We start from the raw sequence: 13551 nt of genomic DNA, 5'->3' as shown, positions 1-13551 counted from the left end.
AGCAAGCTATCATCCTATTGATAAGGCGTGCAGCAATCGAGGCGGCAGAGGCTCAGTGGGCAATCTGTCGATGGGGGCAGCCGTGCCAAGGCGGACGTATTAAGGAAATCACTCGCATCAGACTAAGGTCCGTGTTCAACGCAAGTCTATTCGGATAGTGGATGCTGGCCCCCGGTCGCCAACACTACCGCCACCCGTCGGCGGTCTGCCCTGTCATCGGACTAACCTCCAGTGACAGGGCGAATGTTCGAACGACTGATTGAAGCCTCTCCCGTTTAATTGCCAAGATTGTAGCCCTGTAGGCGTGGGCTCATAGGCTTTCGATCGACACTTGAACACTGCAATTAGACAATGATTGGGTGTTTGCGGAAAAACCACCTGCTGTCAGTTTCACAGAATCGATGGCATTGAAAAGCAAGCGGATTTTTCTGTCGCAATGGTTCGAACCTCATCAAGAGCAATAGATCGTCGAGCTCTAGATGTAAGCTAGTCAGTCGCAATCAATGGCAGCAGAAGACGTTTGATAACCGCCATTGCTGTGGCATTCGCGAGACCGTCAGCCGAGGCTGATCTGAACCCTTCAAACTGGACCAGTTTTGGTTAGAGTTTTCCGGTGCACTTTCCTGGCTGGGAAAGGAACGGAAGACGATGAAGGCATCGTAGTTTTCGGACGCACAAAAGGTGTTCATTTTGAAGCAGGTCATCGTCGCAGTGACGACGCGCGCGCAATTACCATTGAGATAAAAGAGCTCTCGGTGGTGGTGATGATCGATGAGAGGGCAGGTGTGCGGCCGCGGATCGTCTCTGCCTTGTTCAAGGATTTGTTATTCGGGAGCCCCAATGGCAAACTCGAGCGGCTTTTGCTTGACCGTTGAAGAGGATCGAACACCAGGCTTTTCGATCCTTCTAATCACGCTATTCAGTGTCCGCTGCCATCATCTTTGAAGCCTGATGAATGAAGGGCTCACTTGCTGAGCCCTCAACAATAGTCGTCTTAGATCGCGCTTATCAGCCCAATTGAAGCTACTTCAGGGAGAAGTCGACAGTCTCCAACACCTTGCCGTCGACGGCCAGAACAGCTTTATATTTGCCAACGGGGAAGCCCGCATTTGGTTTTCCAAGTGACGCGTTGACGTGGTTTTCCAGCGAGCCGATATCAAAGCTGGCTTCGTCTATCTTATGGTTTGCTGGTGCCACGCCGTTCGTATCAACAGCGATCCACGAAACGGTGATTTTTGAACCTGAGTCGATGTCATCCGCAACGTCTGCGGACAGATAAATAGCGGCACTATTCGCCGGAAGCGTCGTCTGTGTCTCATCGGCGTCCTTGCTGTTCGAGATGATGATGTTCTCGAAGCCTGAGGCCCAAGCCGCCGAAGTCGAGGTAATAGCTGCCGTAAAAACAACCGCCCGTAAGATATTCCTGATATTCTGCATTTTGAATTCTCCCGATTAGCGGGATCTTCTTAGGCTGACTCCATGAATCCAAAATTAGGAGTAATCAGCCGCAAAGGACATTTTGGGCATTACTATCCAGTGAACCAAAAATAGTCATAGCACGCGTGGACCTTATTTTTGGCCATTGCGGGCAAAGTGTTTGTCGGAGAAATACGCGTCACGCGATCCATGGATCGACGGTTTCGATTCCAAATCCCTCAAAATCCTTGGTATTGCGGGTCGCGATTGTAAGGTCATGGACAATCGCGGTGGCGACAATCAAACCGTCATAGACGAAAAGCCCCGGCCACTGCGCTTTGCAAGGCCCATAAGATCGCCCCACGCCAGCGCGATCGGTTAATTCACTTTGATCACCCGATTTTCGAAGCGTCCCGGAAGGTCTGTCGCTAGTCATTCAGTCAATGCATCGCGCTTTCGCCCGACGTCCATCAAGGCGACGCCCCGGCGAATCTCTGCGATCGATATGACGCTGATGAACGCACGATCTTCATCGAGCCGATCCAGCCATTCAAGAACACGGGCTTCCGGGACAGGCCTTGTCACTTCTGACAGAACGTTGGTGTCAAGCAGGAGTCTCACAGCGGCAGGTCACGCGGTTCGTCGCGTTGACGCTCAACATCGAGGTCGGGTCGGCATCGCGCAGTGGCGATTCCATCAAAAACTGTGCGAGCGAGCCTTTGCGTGACGTCTTCTTCTGCCACTCTTCGGCAGAGACGACAACGACGCTTGGCTTTCCATTTCGTGTAATCGTCTGAGGTACGGATTGAGCCCGCTCGATGACTTCGGAAAGTTTGGCCTTTGCATTGGCGACGGTCCAAGTTTCATCGTCGTGTGGTGATGGCTGCATTGGAGTTCTCTTAACTATATTGGCCAATAACGACTATATGGGCCAGCCCAGCAAAGGCCACAAGCCGCTTGTGGGATGGGCGTCCCAGCAGGGACGTCTCCCTCGGGCTCAAGATACGGCAGCCTGAGCATTCCTTTTGCCAAGGCCTAAATTACCAGACGAGCGGCTCGACCATTCTTCCGTTCGGCGTTGTTATAGTAGCTTGCGGCCTGGGCCACCGACTTATGCAACGACTGTTGCATGGCCTCCTGCAAGGAAACGCCGCGGCGCGCCGCCTCGGTCAGATAGCCAGATCGCAGCCCATGCGCCGAGAATGCTTTCGGATCCAGTCCAGCTTGCTTGCAACGACTCTTGAGGACCAGATTGACCGATTGCGGCGTCAGTGCCCGCCGGTCGATGTTGCCCCATTGATCGATACGCCGGAACACGGATCCCGCGTCGATCTTGGCCTCCGCAAGCCATTGCTTCAGGGAGACGACCGGCCGCCCGATCAAAACGACGTGGACTCGATTTTCCGCCGTTGTTGTCTTCGTGCGGCCGAGATGAATGGTGAGGCAGGGCAAGAGAGGGGAGGCGGGATTGTTCGGATCGGCCCGCACCGGTTCCTCGTCGACCAGATCCTCGATGCGCAGATCAGCAACTTCGGAGCGCCGGCGGCCGCCGGAGGCAAAGGCGGTTAGCAACAAGGCACGATCGCGAAGATCGACTAGGCGTTCTCCGGCACAGGTGGTAAGAAGCTTTTCCAGCACATCACCGGTGACGGCTCGTCTGCTCTTGCGGCGGCGCCGCCGCGGCGTGGCCCGGACCGCCAGCTTGAGAGCAGATTTCAGAGAGGGAGCGGCAAAAGACCCGGTCAGGCCACGCCAACGGGTGAGGATTGACCAGGATGTCAACCGCCGGCGTACAGTGTCCGGCGCATGCGGACCGTCGGCGCGTAGCACCCCTTGGACTCGCAATCCCGTCTCGACCTCGGCCGGCATGCCGTGGTCGGGATTGTCGGCTCGTTTGACCGGATCCCAGAGATGATGGGCGATGAATTTTAGCAACAGACTTTCCGGCGCCGGCCAGGGGAGGGGTGTACCGATCGAAAGCGCGCACCAGGCTTCGAGGTAGCCGAGATCGGAGGCGAGCGCGCGCAGCGTGTTTTCGCCCATGCCCTCCTTGGCCAGATGTTTGAGGGTGGCGACGTCCTCGTCCGTCAGCAGCGTCGCCAGTTGGTCGCGGCGGGCGAATGGCAGGATGGCGCCAAGCGCATCGAGCTCCTCGGCGCGCCTTTCAACCAAAATTGATGACGCGCCGCTCATTTCGGCAGTCCGTTCTCGTCATAGAGATCGTCGTGGTTTGACGTCTGATCACCATTCGCCGGGCGACCCTCGGCTGCCAGCGCCAGGAAATCATCCATCGTGCTTTGGCTGAGCTTCGGGATCGCTGTGAGAATAGCGATAGGCTGCCCGGCACGGCAGATGACGATCTCATCGTTGCGCCGGGCGAGATCCACCAGCTCTTCGAATCGTTCGGCTGCTTCGTGAATATCCGTAAAAATCTTCATCGCTATTGCCCCTCACCAGACCCGTTCGTGCAGCACCGTGTCGAAAGCCACGTCCAGCGATACGAAAGCGCAATGTTCCAGCCGCGTTTGGGCGGCGAGAATGCGATCCCAGGGATCGCGGTGATCCCAGTCGAAGCTTGCCGCCAGCTCGGCATGCAGATCGCTGATGGCGAGCGTCTGTAGGCCGCTGGCGGTGATGGCGGCGCGCAATTCCTGCGGCTTCAGGTCGAGCTTCTTCAGCCGCATCTTGTTGTCGAGCTCGTAGAAGGAGACGGCGCTGACCAGAACGGTGTTGGCCTTGTCCTCGATCAGGCCTCGGGCCGTGTCGGACAGCCGGTTGCTGCCGGTCGTCCACCAGTAGACGGCGTGGCTGTCGAGCAGCACCTTCATGGCTCGCGCTCGGCTGGTCGGCCCTGCCAGATACCGACATCGTCGTTGAAGTCGCCTGCGTCGATCGCCGCCTGCTCAGTGTCGACATCGTCGAACAGGTTGTCGGGCAGGCCGCGCTGGCGCAGCAGGCCGAACGGTCGTTTGCCACCGTCGGCCGGGCCGATGCGGGCGTAGACTTCATTGCCGCGCATGATAACAATTTCTTCACCCTGGTTGGCTCGTTCGAGCACCCTGGCGAAATTCTTGCGCGCTTCGCTGATCTTGTAGCTGGTCTGGGGCATTGTGCGCTCCGATAGTGGCTTTTGACGTTACTGTAGCAGCGTGAACGCTCGCGTACAAGGCGTTTGTACTGATCACTATCGATACTTGATACCTATCGATAATTAACGCTGCAGAAAATCACCGTCCGAGCAACAGAAGTAATGTGGATTTTACTTACCGATTTCAATTGAAGCGCTAAGCTAAAAATCCAGCGCTCAAATTTCATCTAACCACTTCACACCGGGCAGGGGAGGGGCCGCTCAAAGGCCTGACGCTTTGGTCAGATTGACGCGGAAGCGATCGCGCCGGCGCTGGTACTTGCGGGTCATTTCCGCGCTGGCATGCCCGAGCTGCTTTTGAACGTAGCGCTCGTCGACCTCGGCCGAGGAGGCAAGGCCGGCGCGCAGCGAGTGCCCCGAGAATTTTTCGGCGCGTTCGGCCTCGCTGAGATCGCCTCTGACGCCGGCGGCGAGTGCTGCCGTCTTGACGAGGCGGGCCACCTGCTTATCCGTCAGGCGATCGGGGCCAACGTTCTTGCCTTCGCCCGTTACGCGGCGGAAGAGGGGACCGTGGGCGATCTTCGCCAGCTTCAGCCAGGTCTGTAGCGCGATGACAGGGCAGGTGGCGTCCGAGGATCCCCGGCCGATCTCCACTTCGCGCCAGCCGGTTTTTCCGCGCAACGTCAGCAGCAAGCCCTTGTCCATGATCTCGATCCAGCCCGACGAATCCTCGGTCTGGTCGCGCGCGACATCCAGGCCGACAATTTCCGAGCGCCGTAGGCCGCCGGCAAACCCGATGAGCAGCATCGCCCGATCGCGCAAGCCGCGCAAGCTTCCCCTGTCGAGTGTTTCCAACATGGCGATCAGATGTTCTGGCAGCACGGCTTCCTTCTGCCGGGGCGGGGCGGCATGGGTGTTGCGAATGCCGGCGAGCACTGTGGCGATATGGCGGTCCTTGCGATCGAGCGGCGTGCCGCGCTGGGCATAGTTCCAGGTGAGGGCGGAAAGGCGACGCTCGATCGTTGTCACCGAATTCGGCTTGCGATCGGCCGTGGCAGTGCCGGAGGCCAACGCCGTGATATAGAGGCCGACGGTGTGTGGGGCGGGCGGCAGGTGTGCCAGGCCCTGGCGCCGGCACCAGCCGCTGAAATGTTTCCAGTCCGAGGCATAGGCCTTGCGGGTGTTGGTGGAACTCGCCGCCTCGACATAGCCGCGCGCCCGGTCCGCCAGCCGTTCCAGGTGGGCTGGTAGTCTTACCGTTGCTTGCGGAACAGGGGAGGGGAGTCCGGCGCAGCCGGCTAATTGCTCGGCCGACGGCTGCGGCGCGGAATCGTCGTCGCCGGCGGCCGCGCTCTCTGACGGCGCAGAACTCTCCTCGAGGTGATTTTTGCTGTTTTGCTCGATGATTTGGCGCATTTCCCTATAATGACAAAAACGCCCGATAATGCAAGATTATCGGACGTATTTAGTTGTCGACGGGGCGTGCGGTTTGTGGCGATATTTCTGGCATAAACTGCACGCATCGTGTAGCCTCGGCGCCATGGATTCGCCCGTGACCGTTCCCTCGCAAATCACCTCCTGGTCCTCCCGCGTGCCGGACTGGGCCTTGCCGCGCGGCGGCGATCCCAGCGAAACGGATGCCGCCTTTGCCGCCGGCACCGCGCTGAAATCATTGGACGATCTCCTCCGCACCGATTCGGCCTGGGCCGGCTGCTGGCGATCCCGCCAGGCCTTGACATGCGCGGTGGAGGCGGTGCGATTGATGGGGCGAAACGAGGACGAACGGGCGCTTCGTGATGCGGTTTTGCTAACCGCGCCGGGTGACGATCCCGGCCCGGCCGGACGCGTGTTTTTGGCCTACAAAAGACTGTGCAGCCGAAAACCCAACGTTTCGACGAAAATCGTGGCTGAACTGGCCGACCTGCTCGGGCTCGCCTGGGACGACGGTTTGGCGGGCGCCGTCGATTTTGCCGATGCGGCGTCGCAGTCCGGCCGGCCGGCGCCGTTCGCCGCAGCGGCGCTGGTGACGGCGATTTGTGCGACACGTTCAGATGTCGAGCCGCTCGCCTGGGCGCTCGCCGATCTGCTGATCGCCGCGATGCTGCAATGGGAGCGCCCCGTGCCGATATTGATGGCGGAGCGCTATGGCCCGGCCTTCAAGACGATTGGTGGGCGAGGGCGGGTGCGGCCGGCGGAACCCGGTTTTCCACGCGCCGTCTGCCTGGCGTTGGCCGGCGGCGCCGACGCTGCACTGCGCTCGGCTGGCGAGATCAGCCGACGAGCGGAAAGCCTCCTTGCCGTCGCCGCAAAGGTCCGGACCAAGGGCGGCGCGACCGTCATTCAAAAACTGCTGGACGAGGATGCGCTGTCGGCGTCCGCGCGCGGTGCCAACCTGTCGCGCTGGGCGAGTGCCAGGCTGTTCGAACGACTGGAGGCGCTCGGGGCCGTACGCGAGCTATCCGGCCGGTCGTCCTTCCGGATTTATGGGCTGTGACGATGGCGGGGGCGAACGCAACAAAAGCCAGACGACGCAAACCAGGCGAAACGTCGGGACACGATGTGTCCTTTGATCGGGAGCTGGAGGAGCTGCCGGCGGAATTACGCTGGCGGGAATGGATGCTCAGGGTCGAGGCGGTGATTTTTGCCTCGGCCGAGCCGGTCACCCGCGAGACGCTGGCGCGGGTGGTGGGAAAAGACTGCAGCGTCGAGCTACTCATCGATGATTTGCGGGAGGAACTCAGTTCCCGGCCCTATGAACTGGTGTCGGTTGCCGGCGGCTGGCAGCACCGAAGCCGTCCGGCTTACGCGGACGCGATCCGGGCGTCGCAGGCGCCGACGCGCGGCGCGGCAACGATGTTGTCGGAGTTCGAGGCGATGGTGCTGATAGCGGTCGGCTATTTCCAGCCGATCACGCGGGGTGACCTCAGCAAGATTTTCGGCAAGGAAGTGAGCCGCGACACCATCGCCAGCCTGCGCGATGCCGGCTTCATTGGCTCCGGCCCGCGCAGCCCGACGCCAGGGGCGCCCTACACCTATGTGACGACCAAGTATTTCCTCTCCTCCTTCGGCATGCAGACACTGGGGGATCTTCCCAACATCGAAGCGCTGGAGGATGCGAGTCTGCTCGATCGTCACGCGGTTCTCGCAGAATTGTTGGCGGCCGAACCGGAAGACGATGAGGAGTAAGGCAGCCTATTTTGCCTGCATTTGATGCCCTCGCCATTGAGAATACCCCGATATCATTCGCTCTACGGCGTCACAGAGCCTCGGGGATAATCATGTCAGCTAAATCGCCGAGCGAAACGAGCTCTGAGTCTGGCTGCCAGAGGATGAGAGGCGACTGCTCGTCGCCTCCGGAGCTGCGTTGGTCGAGAAAACATCGCGCGAGCAGCATTCGGGTCTCTTGATCAGAGCTTGCGCGTGCCGAGCCACTTCACTTTTTCCGGATCGCGATGATCGAAGAAACTGCTGGTCTTCTGGTCAAGCGCGCTAATCGAGGCGACATCGTCCCGGTCGAGTTCGAAGTCGAAGACCGAGAAGTTTTCGGCCATGCGGTCTTTCCGCACGGACTTCGGGATCGCGACGATATTGCGCTGGATCAGCCACCGAAGCACGACCTGCGCGACGCTCTTGCCGTGCTTCTCGCCGATCGACTGCAGAAGCTCGTTCGTGAACAGCCCGTTCTTCCCTTCCGCGAATGGACCCCAGGCTTCAGGCTGCACGCCGTATTCTTGTAGAATTTGCTGTGCTTCGTCCTGGTGATGAAATGGGTGGATCTCGATCTGGTTGACCGCGGGGACGACCTTGTTGTGGAGCACGAAGTCCACCAGGCGGTCGGGATAGAAGTTGCTGACGCCGATCGCGCGGATGCGGCCCGCCTCGTATAGCTCCTCCATCGCGCGCCAGGCGCCGTAGACGTCGCCGTAGGGCTGGTGGATGAGCCAGAGGTCGAGATAGTCGAGCTGCAGCTTGTTCAACGAACGCTCGAAAGCGGCCTTGGCTCCCTCGTACGTCGCGTCCTCGATCCAGAGCTTGGTTGTGACGAACAGTTCCTTTCGATCGATGCCGTGGTTGCGGATCGCGGTGCCGACCGCTTCTTCGTTGCCGTAGGAGGTCGCGGTATCGAGCAGCCGGTAACCGACGTCGATCGCGTCGCGGACGCTGCGCTCGCATTCGGCGGGATCGGGCACCTGGAACACGCCGAATCCTAGGATCGGCATCTGAACCCCGTTGTTCAGGGTGACAGTAGGTACAGTGGTAGTCATCTTTATATCCTTTGTTTGGATGAGAGCTTGTGCTCTGGCATTATTTTCCAACGCGTGCCTGAAGGTGCGCGGGGTATCTGTCTCCGACGATGTCGATCTTCGCGAGGGCGTCGGCGATGTCGGAAGCGTCGGTGGCGGTGAGCTCGACCGAGGCGGCGCCGAGGTTTTCCTCCAGGCGATGCAGCTTGGTGGTGCCAGGGATCGGCACGATCCAATCCCTCTGTGCCAGCAGCCATGCAAGCGCGATCTGGGCGGGCGTGACGCCTTTGGCTTCGGCGATCTGCGTCAGCGCTGCCACAAGCGCCTTGTTCGCCTTGAGGTTCTCCGCCTGGAAGCGCGGAACCACACTGCGGAAGTCGCCGGGGCCGAAGGTCGCCGTCTCGTCGATCTTGCCTGTGAGGAACCCCTTGCCGAGCGGGCTGAACGGCACGAACCCGATACCGAGTTCCTCGAGCGTCGGGATGATCTCCTTCTCGGGCTCGCGCCAGAACAGCGAGTACTCGCTCTGGAGGGCGGTCACCGACTGGACAGCATGGGCCTTGCGGATGGTCTGCGCACCAGCTTCAGATAAGCCGAAGTGCCGGACCTTGCCCTCGGCAATGAGATCCTTGACCGTTCCGGCGACGTCCTCGATCGGCACGTTCGGATCGACGCGGTGCTGGTAGAGAAGATCGATCATATCTGTTCGCAGCCGCTTCAAAGATCCCTCGACGGACTGACGGATGTAGGCGGGCTGGCTGTTCATGTGCTGGCCGCCATCCGGGCTCGGAAGCTCAAAGCCGAACTTGGTGGCGATCACGACCTTGTCCCGGATCGGCTGGAGAGCTTTCCCGACGACGTCCTCGTTGGTGAACGGGCCGTAGACCTGTGCGGTGTCGAAGAAGGTCACGCCGCGGTCATGTGCCGCCCGAATGAGCGCAACGGCATCCTTCGTGTCGGTCGCCGCTCCGTAGCCGTGGCTGAGGCCCATGCATCCGAGGCCGAGCGTCGATACCTCGAGCGTTCCGATAGTTCGTTTCTTCATGGTCATTCTCCTTGATCAGGCCGCGCATTCGGTCGGCGTGACGTCTTCCTGCGACTGAGACTGCCGTCGTGCGGCGGGAACGATGGTCAGAAGCGAGATCACCAGCGTCGCGATCAGCATGACGGTGCCTGCGTCGAACGCATGGGAAACTCGATACGCTGTCAGGTCGGCTCCATTGAGACCATTCGATCCGATGGCGGCAATGGCTATGAGAACGCCGAGGCCAACCGAGCTGCCGATCTGGTGGGCAACGTTCACCGCGCCGGACGCTGCTCCCGCGTCCGCATGATCAACCCGTGCGACGCCGGACGATGTCAGTGGACTCAGTGTCAGGCCTTGGCTGATCCCGATCAAAACCATCGGCAGCGCCACCGCCGTCCAGTAGTTGGAACCTACTCCCGCTCTGCTTAGCCAGGCCATGGCAACGATGCCGATCAGCATCCCCACGACAAGAACGGCATTCCGGCCGAAGCGTCTGACGAGGCGGGGCACGACCACCGCGACGGGAACATGCAGTATCGTGGCGGGGACGAAGGCAAGACCCGCCAGGGCTGGGCGCAGACCCGCGACCTGCTGCAGATACAGCGTGCTGAAGAAGAAAAAGCCGACCATGGCGCTGATGTAGAGGACACGGGCACCATAGGCGCCTGAGCGCTCGATGTCAGCGAACAGGCGAAGTGGAAGGATCGGCTGCTTCGCACCGCGCTCGATCAACACGAATGCTCCGAGCATGATGAAGGCGGCGACCAGCGTTGCGAGAGTTACGACGTCCCATCCAGCCTGTGCGGAACGGATGAATCCGTAGACGAAAGCGGCCATGCCCAGCGTCGAAGTCACTGCACCGGGCAGATCGAACGCTCCCGGACGCTTGTTTGTCTCGTGGATGTAAATGCGGGCCGCGGTAACCGTGGCGATGCCGATCGGCAGATTGATAAGGAACCCGACGCGCCAGGAGAGCCAGTCGGCAAGCAATCCGCCAACGACGAGACCGACTGTCGCGGATACGCCGGCGGCGGCGCTATAGAGCGAGACGGCCCGCACGCGTTCGTCGCCTTCGTCGAACGTGGTCTGCAGGAGAGCAAGCGTCGTTGGCGCGAGGATCGCGGATCCCAGTCCCTGAATCGCACGCCATGACAGCATCCACGCTGCCGACTGCGAGGCTGCGATGGCAACGGACGCGACGGTGAATATCGTCATGCCAACTACAAACATCCGACGGCGGCCGAGTATGTCCCCGGCACGTGCGCCGAGGAGGAGGAAGCCACCGAAGGTCAGCGTATAGGCGCTCTGCACCCAGGCAAGCCCGGCGTCCGTGAAGCCGAGTTCGTTGTGGATCTTCGGCAGGCCCGTGAGGACCACCGAGATGTCGAGCACGATCATCACGTAGCTGATGAGGATGATCGCAAGGATCGCGGTCTTGTTCGATGGCGAGGTAGCTGTGTTTGCGTCAGACATTGCAGTCCCATTGACTTGCTTGCTTGACCGTCCTCCGCGGCAAGCTGCGTTACGATGACGGGAAGATAGCTCTTGCTCACCATATCGATTAGGGGCAGTAATCGGGATGAAGCTATAAGGAAGCCTAATGAATGCCGCAGGAAAACTTCAACGATCTGGTTGCCTTCGTAACCGTCGCGCGCGAGGAGAGTTTCACGCGGGCAGCGGTGAAGCTCGGAGTGTCGCAGTCGGCGCTTAGCCAGACCGTCCGAGGACTTGAAGAGCGGTTGGGCCTCCGCTTGCTGACGCGGACGACCCGCCGCGTGTCACCGACGGCGGCGGGCGAACGTCTTCTCCAGACGGCCGGGCCGCGCTTCGAGGAAATACAGGCGGAGCTTGCGGCCCTCACCGAGATGCGTGACAAGCCAGCGGGGACGGTCAGGATCACGGCTGGAGAGCACGCCGCGATCTCAGTCCTCGCGCCCTCGCTCGACAAGTTCCTGCCTGACAATCCCGATGTCAATGTCGAGATCACCGTCGACTACGGCCTGACCGATATCGTTGCGGAGCGCTACGATGCGGGCGTCCGGCTCGGCGAGCAAGTTGCCAAGGATATGATCGCGATCAAGATCGGACCAGAGATGCGCATGGCCGTTGTCGGCGCGCCCTCCTACTTCCGCCAGCACCCGTGGCCGGAAGTCCCACAGGATCTCACCGCCCACAACTGCATCCAGATGCGCATGCCGACACATGGGAACATTCTGCAGTGGGAGTTCGAAAAGGACGGCCATGAACTGAACGTCCGGGTCGATGGGCAGATGGTGTTCAACAACATCGCGATGCGTCTCGACGCTGTTCGGCGCGGTCTCGGCCTTGCCTACATGCCAGACGATCTGGTGGCCGAGGATCTCGCCAGGGGTAGCTTGATCCGGGTTCTCGAAGATTGGTGCGCGCCGTTTCCCGGATATCACCTCTACTATCCGAACCGTCGCCACGCTTCCCCTGCGTTCCAGCTCGTCGTCGACGCGCTCCGGTACAGACGTTGATAAAATGAATTGATAAGGAGGGCTAATACCCCCAATCGGAAATGCCTCCCTAATTATCTGAATGCTGGTCCGGTAATCTCCTGCCAGTTTCAACGTTTCAAGGCAGGTACCGAACATGTTTGCCAGAACACTATCCGCCGTCTCGCTTTCCGTGCTGCTATTCTCATCGGGCGCGGCCGGCGCCCAGGTCGCTTCGAAGCAGGAGCCGCTGACAATTCAGGAGCAAGGAAGTTTCGCCGTCGGCGGCACCGTGTCGAGCACGCCGGGAACGTTCGACAACAACGCTCCCACGGCAGCAGGGCAAAGCCTGCATGGCGACCACGCCTATGTGTTCTATCAGATCCCGCCGAACCCCAAGCCCCTGCCGATCGTGATGCTCCACGGAGCCTTCCAGTCCGCCCGGAGCTGGGAGACGACGCCCGACGGGCGCGAAGGTTTCCAGAACATCTTTCTTCGCCGCGGTTACCCGGTCTATCTCGTCGACCAGCCGCGCCGCGGACGCGCAGGCAACAGCACCGTCGCAACGACGATCGAGCCGACACCCTACGACCAGCTTTTCTTCGACCAGTTCCGTATCGGCAAATGGCCGGAGTATTTCCCGAACGTCCAGTTCTCCCGCGACCCCGTGGCGCTCGACCAGTTCTTCCGCTCCGTCACGCCCAACACCGGACCGTTCGACGCAAACGTGATCTCCGATGCCATGGCCGCGCTCTTAGAGAAGACAGGCCCGGCCATCCTGTTCACTCATTCACAGGCGGGCGGCCCCGGCTGGTTGACGGCGATCAAGAATCCGAACGTCAAGGCTATCGTCGCGCTTGAGCCGGGAAGCGGCTTCATCTTTCCGGAGGGCGAGGTTCCGGCCGACATGCCGAGCGCCGCTGGAACACTCAAGGGCGAAGCGGTGCCTGTTACCGATTTCGAGAAGCTGACCAAGCTGCCGATCGTCATCTACTACGGTGACAATTTCCCGAGCAAGCCGACGGCCGAACGCGGCCAGGACAACTGGCGTGTGCGGCTCGCGATGGCGAAGCTTTGGGTCGATGCGGTCAACAGGCACGGCGGCGACGCCACGCTCATTCACTTGCCTGACATTGGCATTAAAGGCGGCACGCACTTCCTGATGTCGGACCTTAACAATGTCGAGATCGCCGACCAGATCTCCAAGTTCCTGGCGGAAAAGAAGCTGGACTGATCGATTGAGACCCCCGTGGTTGTCGCGACGAAAGACGCTTGTCGCATCACACTTGCAGGCGCACAAGATTTCGAACGATCCCCCGG

General features: G+C 60.4%; 13 protein-coding genes and 2 pseudogenes. 4 read left to right on the top strand and 11 right to left on the bottom strand.

The features are described 5' to 3' along the window. Window positions 1-1023: 1023 nt before the first annotated feature. The 8 genes and pseudogenes from AC13Q5_RS16070 to AC13Q5_RS16035 all read right to left on the bottom strand — a co-directional run bounded on the left by AC13Q5_RS16070 (window position 1024) and on the right by AC13Q5_RS16035 (window position 5920). Window positions 1024-1437: a hypothetical protein gene (locus AC13Q5_RS16070; protein ID WP_488502359.1), complete on the bottom strand. Its 414-nt coding sequence runs from the start codon at window positions 1435-1437 to the stop codon at window positions 1024-1026. Between the two features lie 178 nt (window positions 1438-1615). Further along, a pseudogene (locus AC13Q5_RS16065) lies at window positions 1616-2037 on the bottom strand (PIN domain-containing protein). Then, window positions 2034-2305, bottom strand: a pseudogene (locus AC13Q5_RS16060) (type II toxin-antitoxin system Phd/YefM family antitoxin). Before AC13Q5_RS16060 ends, AC13Q5_RS16065 begins: the two co-directional pseudogenes overlap by 4 nt. 146 nt (window positions 2306-2451) lie before the next feature. Next, window positions 2452-3609: a site-specific integrase gene (locus tag AC13Q5_RS16055; protein WP_488502358.1), complete on the bottom strand. Its 1158-nt coding sequence runs from the start codon at window positions 3607-3609 to the stop codon at window positions 2452-2454. Further along, window positions 3606-3860, bottom strand: a complete 255-nt coding sequence (locus tag AC13Q5_RS16050) for a type II toxin-antitoxin system Phd/YefM family antitoxin (RefSeq protein WP_488502447.1) — start codon at window positions 3858-3860, stop codon at window positions 3606-3608. Before AC13Q5_RS16050 ends, AC13Q5_RS16055 begins: the two co-directional genes overlap by 4 nt. Before the next feature lie 6 nt (window positions 3861-3866). Continuing rightward, on the bottom strand, window positions 3867-4244 hold the full coding sequence (locus tag AC13Q5_RS16045) for a type II toxin-antitoxin system VapC family toxin (protein WP_488502357.1): 378 nt from the start codon (window positions 4242-4244) through the stop codon (window positions 3867-3869). Continuing rightward, entirely contained in the window at window positions 4241-4525 is a 285-nt protein-coding gene (locus AC13Q5_RS16040) for a type II toxin-antitoxin system Phd/YefM family antitoxin (RefSeq protein ID WP_488502356.1), read from the bottom strand. The genes AC13Q5_RS16045 and AC13Q5_RS16040 overlap by 4 nt, the downstream gene beginning before the upstream one ends. 240 nt (window positions 4526-4765) lie before the next feature. Beyond that, window positions 4766-5920, bottom strand: coding sequence for a site-specific integrase (locus tag AC13Q5_RS16035; RefSeq protein WP_488502355.1), 1155 nt, complete (start codon window positions 5918-5920; stop codon window positions 4766-4768). Window positions 5921-6044: 124 nt separating this feature from the next. On the opposite strand from AC13Q5_RS16035, the gene AC13Q5_RS16030 reads away from it, so the two are divergent. Continuing rightward, window positions 6045-6998 (top strand): DUF1403 family protein, encoded by a 954-nt coding sequence (locus AC13Q5_RS16030; protein ID WP_488502354.1) that lies wholly within the window; start codon window positions 6045-6047, stop codon window positions 6996-6998. 2 nt (window positions 6999-7000) lie between these two features. After that, window positions 7001-7690, top strand: a complete 690-nt coding sequence (scpB, locus tag AC13Q5_RS16025; RefSeq protein WP_488502353.1) for an SMC-Scp complex subunit ScpB — start codon at window positions 7001-7003, stop codon at window positions 7688-7690. 221 nt (window positions 7691-7911) lie between these two features. Here scpB and AC13Q5_RS16020 read toward each other — a convergent pair whose 3' ends face one another. Genes AC13Q5_RS16020 through AC13Q5_RS16010 form a run of 3 tightly spaced genes read right to left on the bottom strand, consistent with a single transcriptional unit; the run spans window position 7912 to window position 11248 of the window. Next, entirely contained in the window at window positions 7912-8769 is an 858-nt protein-coding gene (locus AC13Q5_RS16020) for an aldo/keto reductase (RefSeq protein WP_488502352.1), read from the bottom strand. 40 nt (window positions 8770-8809) lie between these two features. Beyond that, entirely contained in the window at window positions 8810-9793 is a 984-nt protein-coding gene (locus AC13Q5_RS16015; RefSeq protein ID WP_488502351.1) for an aldo/keto reductase, read from the bottom strand. A gap of 15 nt (window positions 9794-9808) precedes the next feature. Then, a complete protein-coding gene (locus AC13Q5_RS16010; protein ID WP_488502350.1) occupies window positions 9809-11248 on the bottom strand; it encodes an MFS transporter in 1440 nt (479 codons plus the stop codon). Between the two features lie 131 nt (window positions 11249-11379). On the opposite strand from AC13Q5_RS16010, the gene AC13Q5_RS16005 reads away from it, so the two are divergent. Then, the gene (locus AC13Q5_RS16005) at window positions 11380-12273 is read left to right on the top strand and encodes a LysR family transcriptional regulator (RefSeq protein WP_488502349.1); all 894 of its coding nucleotides are present in this window, start codon (window positions 11380-11382) and stop codon (window positions 12271-12273) included. A gap of 115 nt (window positions 12274-12388) precedes the next feature. Next, on the top strand, window positions 12389-13465 hold the full coding sequence (locus tag AC13Q5_RS16000; protein WP_488502348.1) for an alpha/beta hydrolase: 1077 nt from the start codon (window positions 12389-12391) through the stop codon (window positions 13463-13465). The last annotated feature ends 86 nt before the right edge of the window (window positions 13466-13551 follow it).

It is taken from the genome of Martinezella sp. CNPSo 3964 (assembly GCF_057784375.1).
This window is presented reverse-complemented; position numbering and strand designations above follow the sequence as displayed.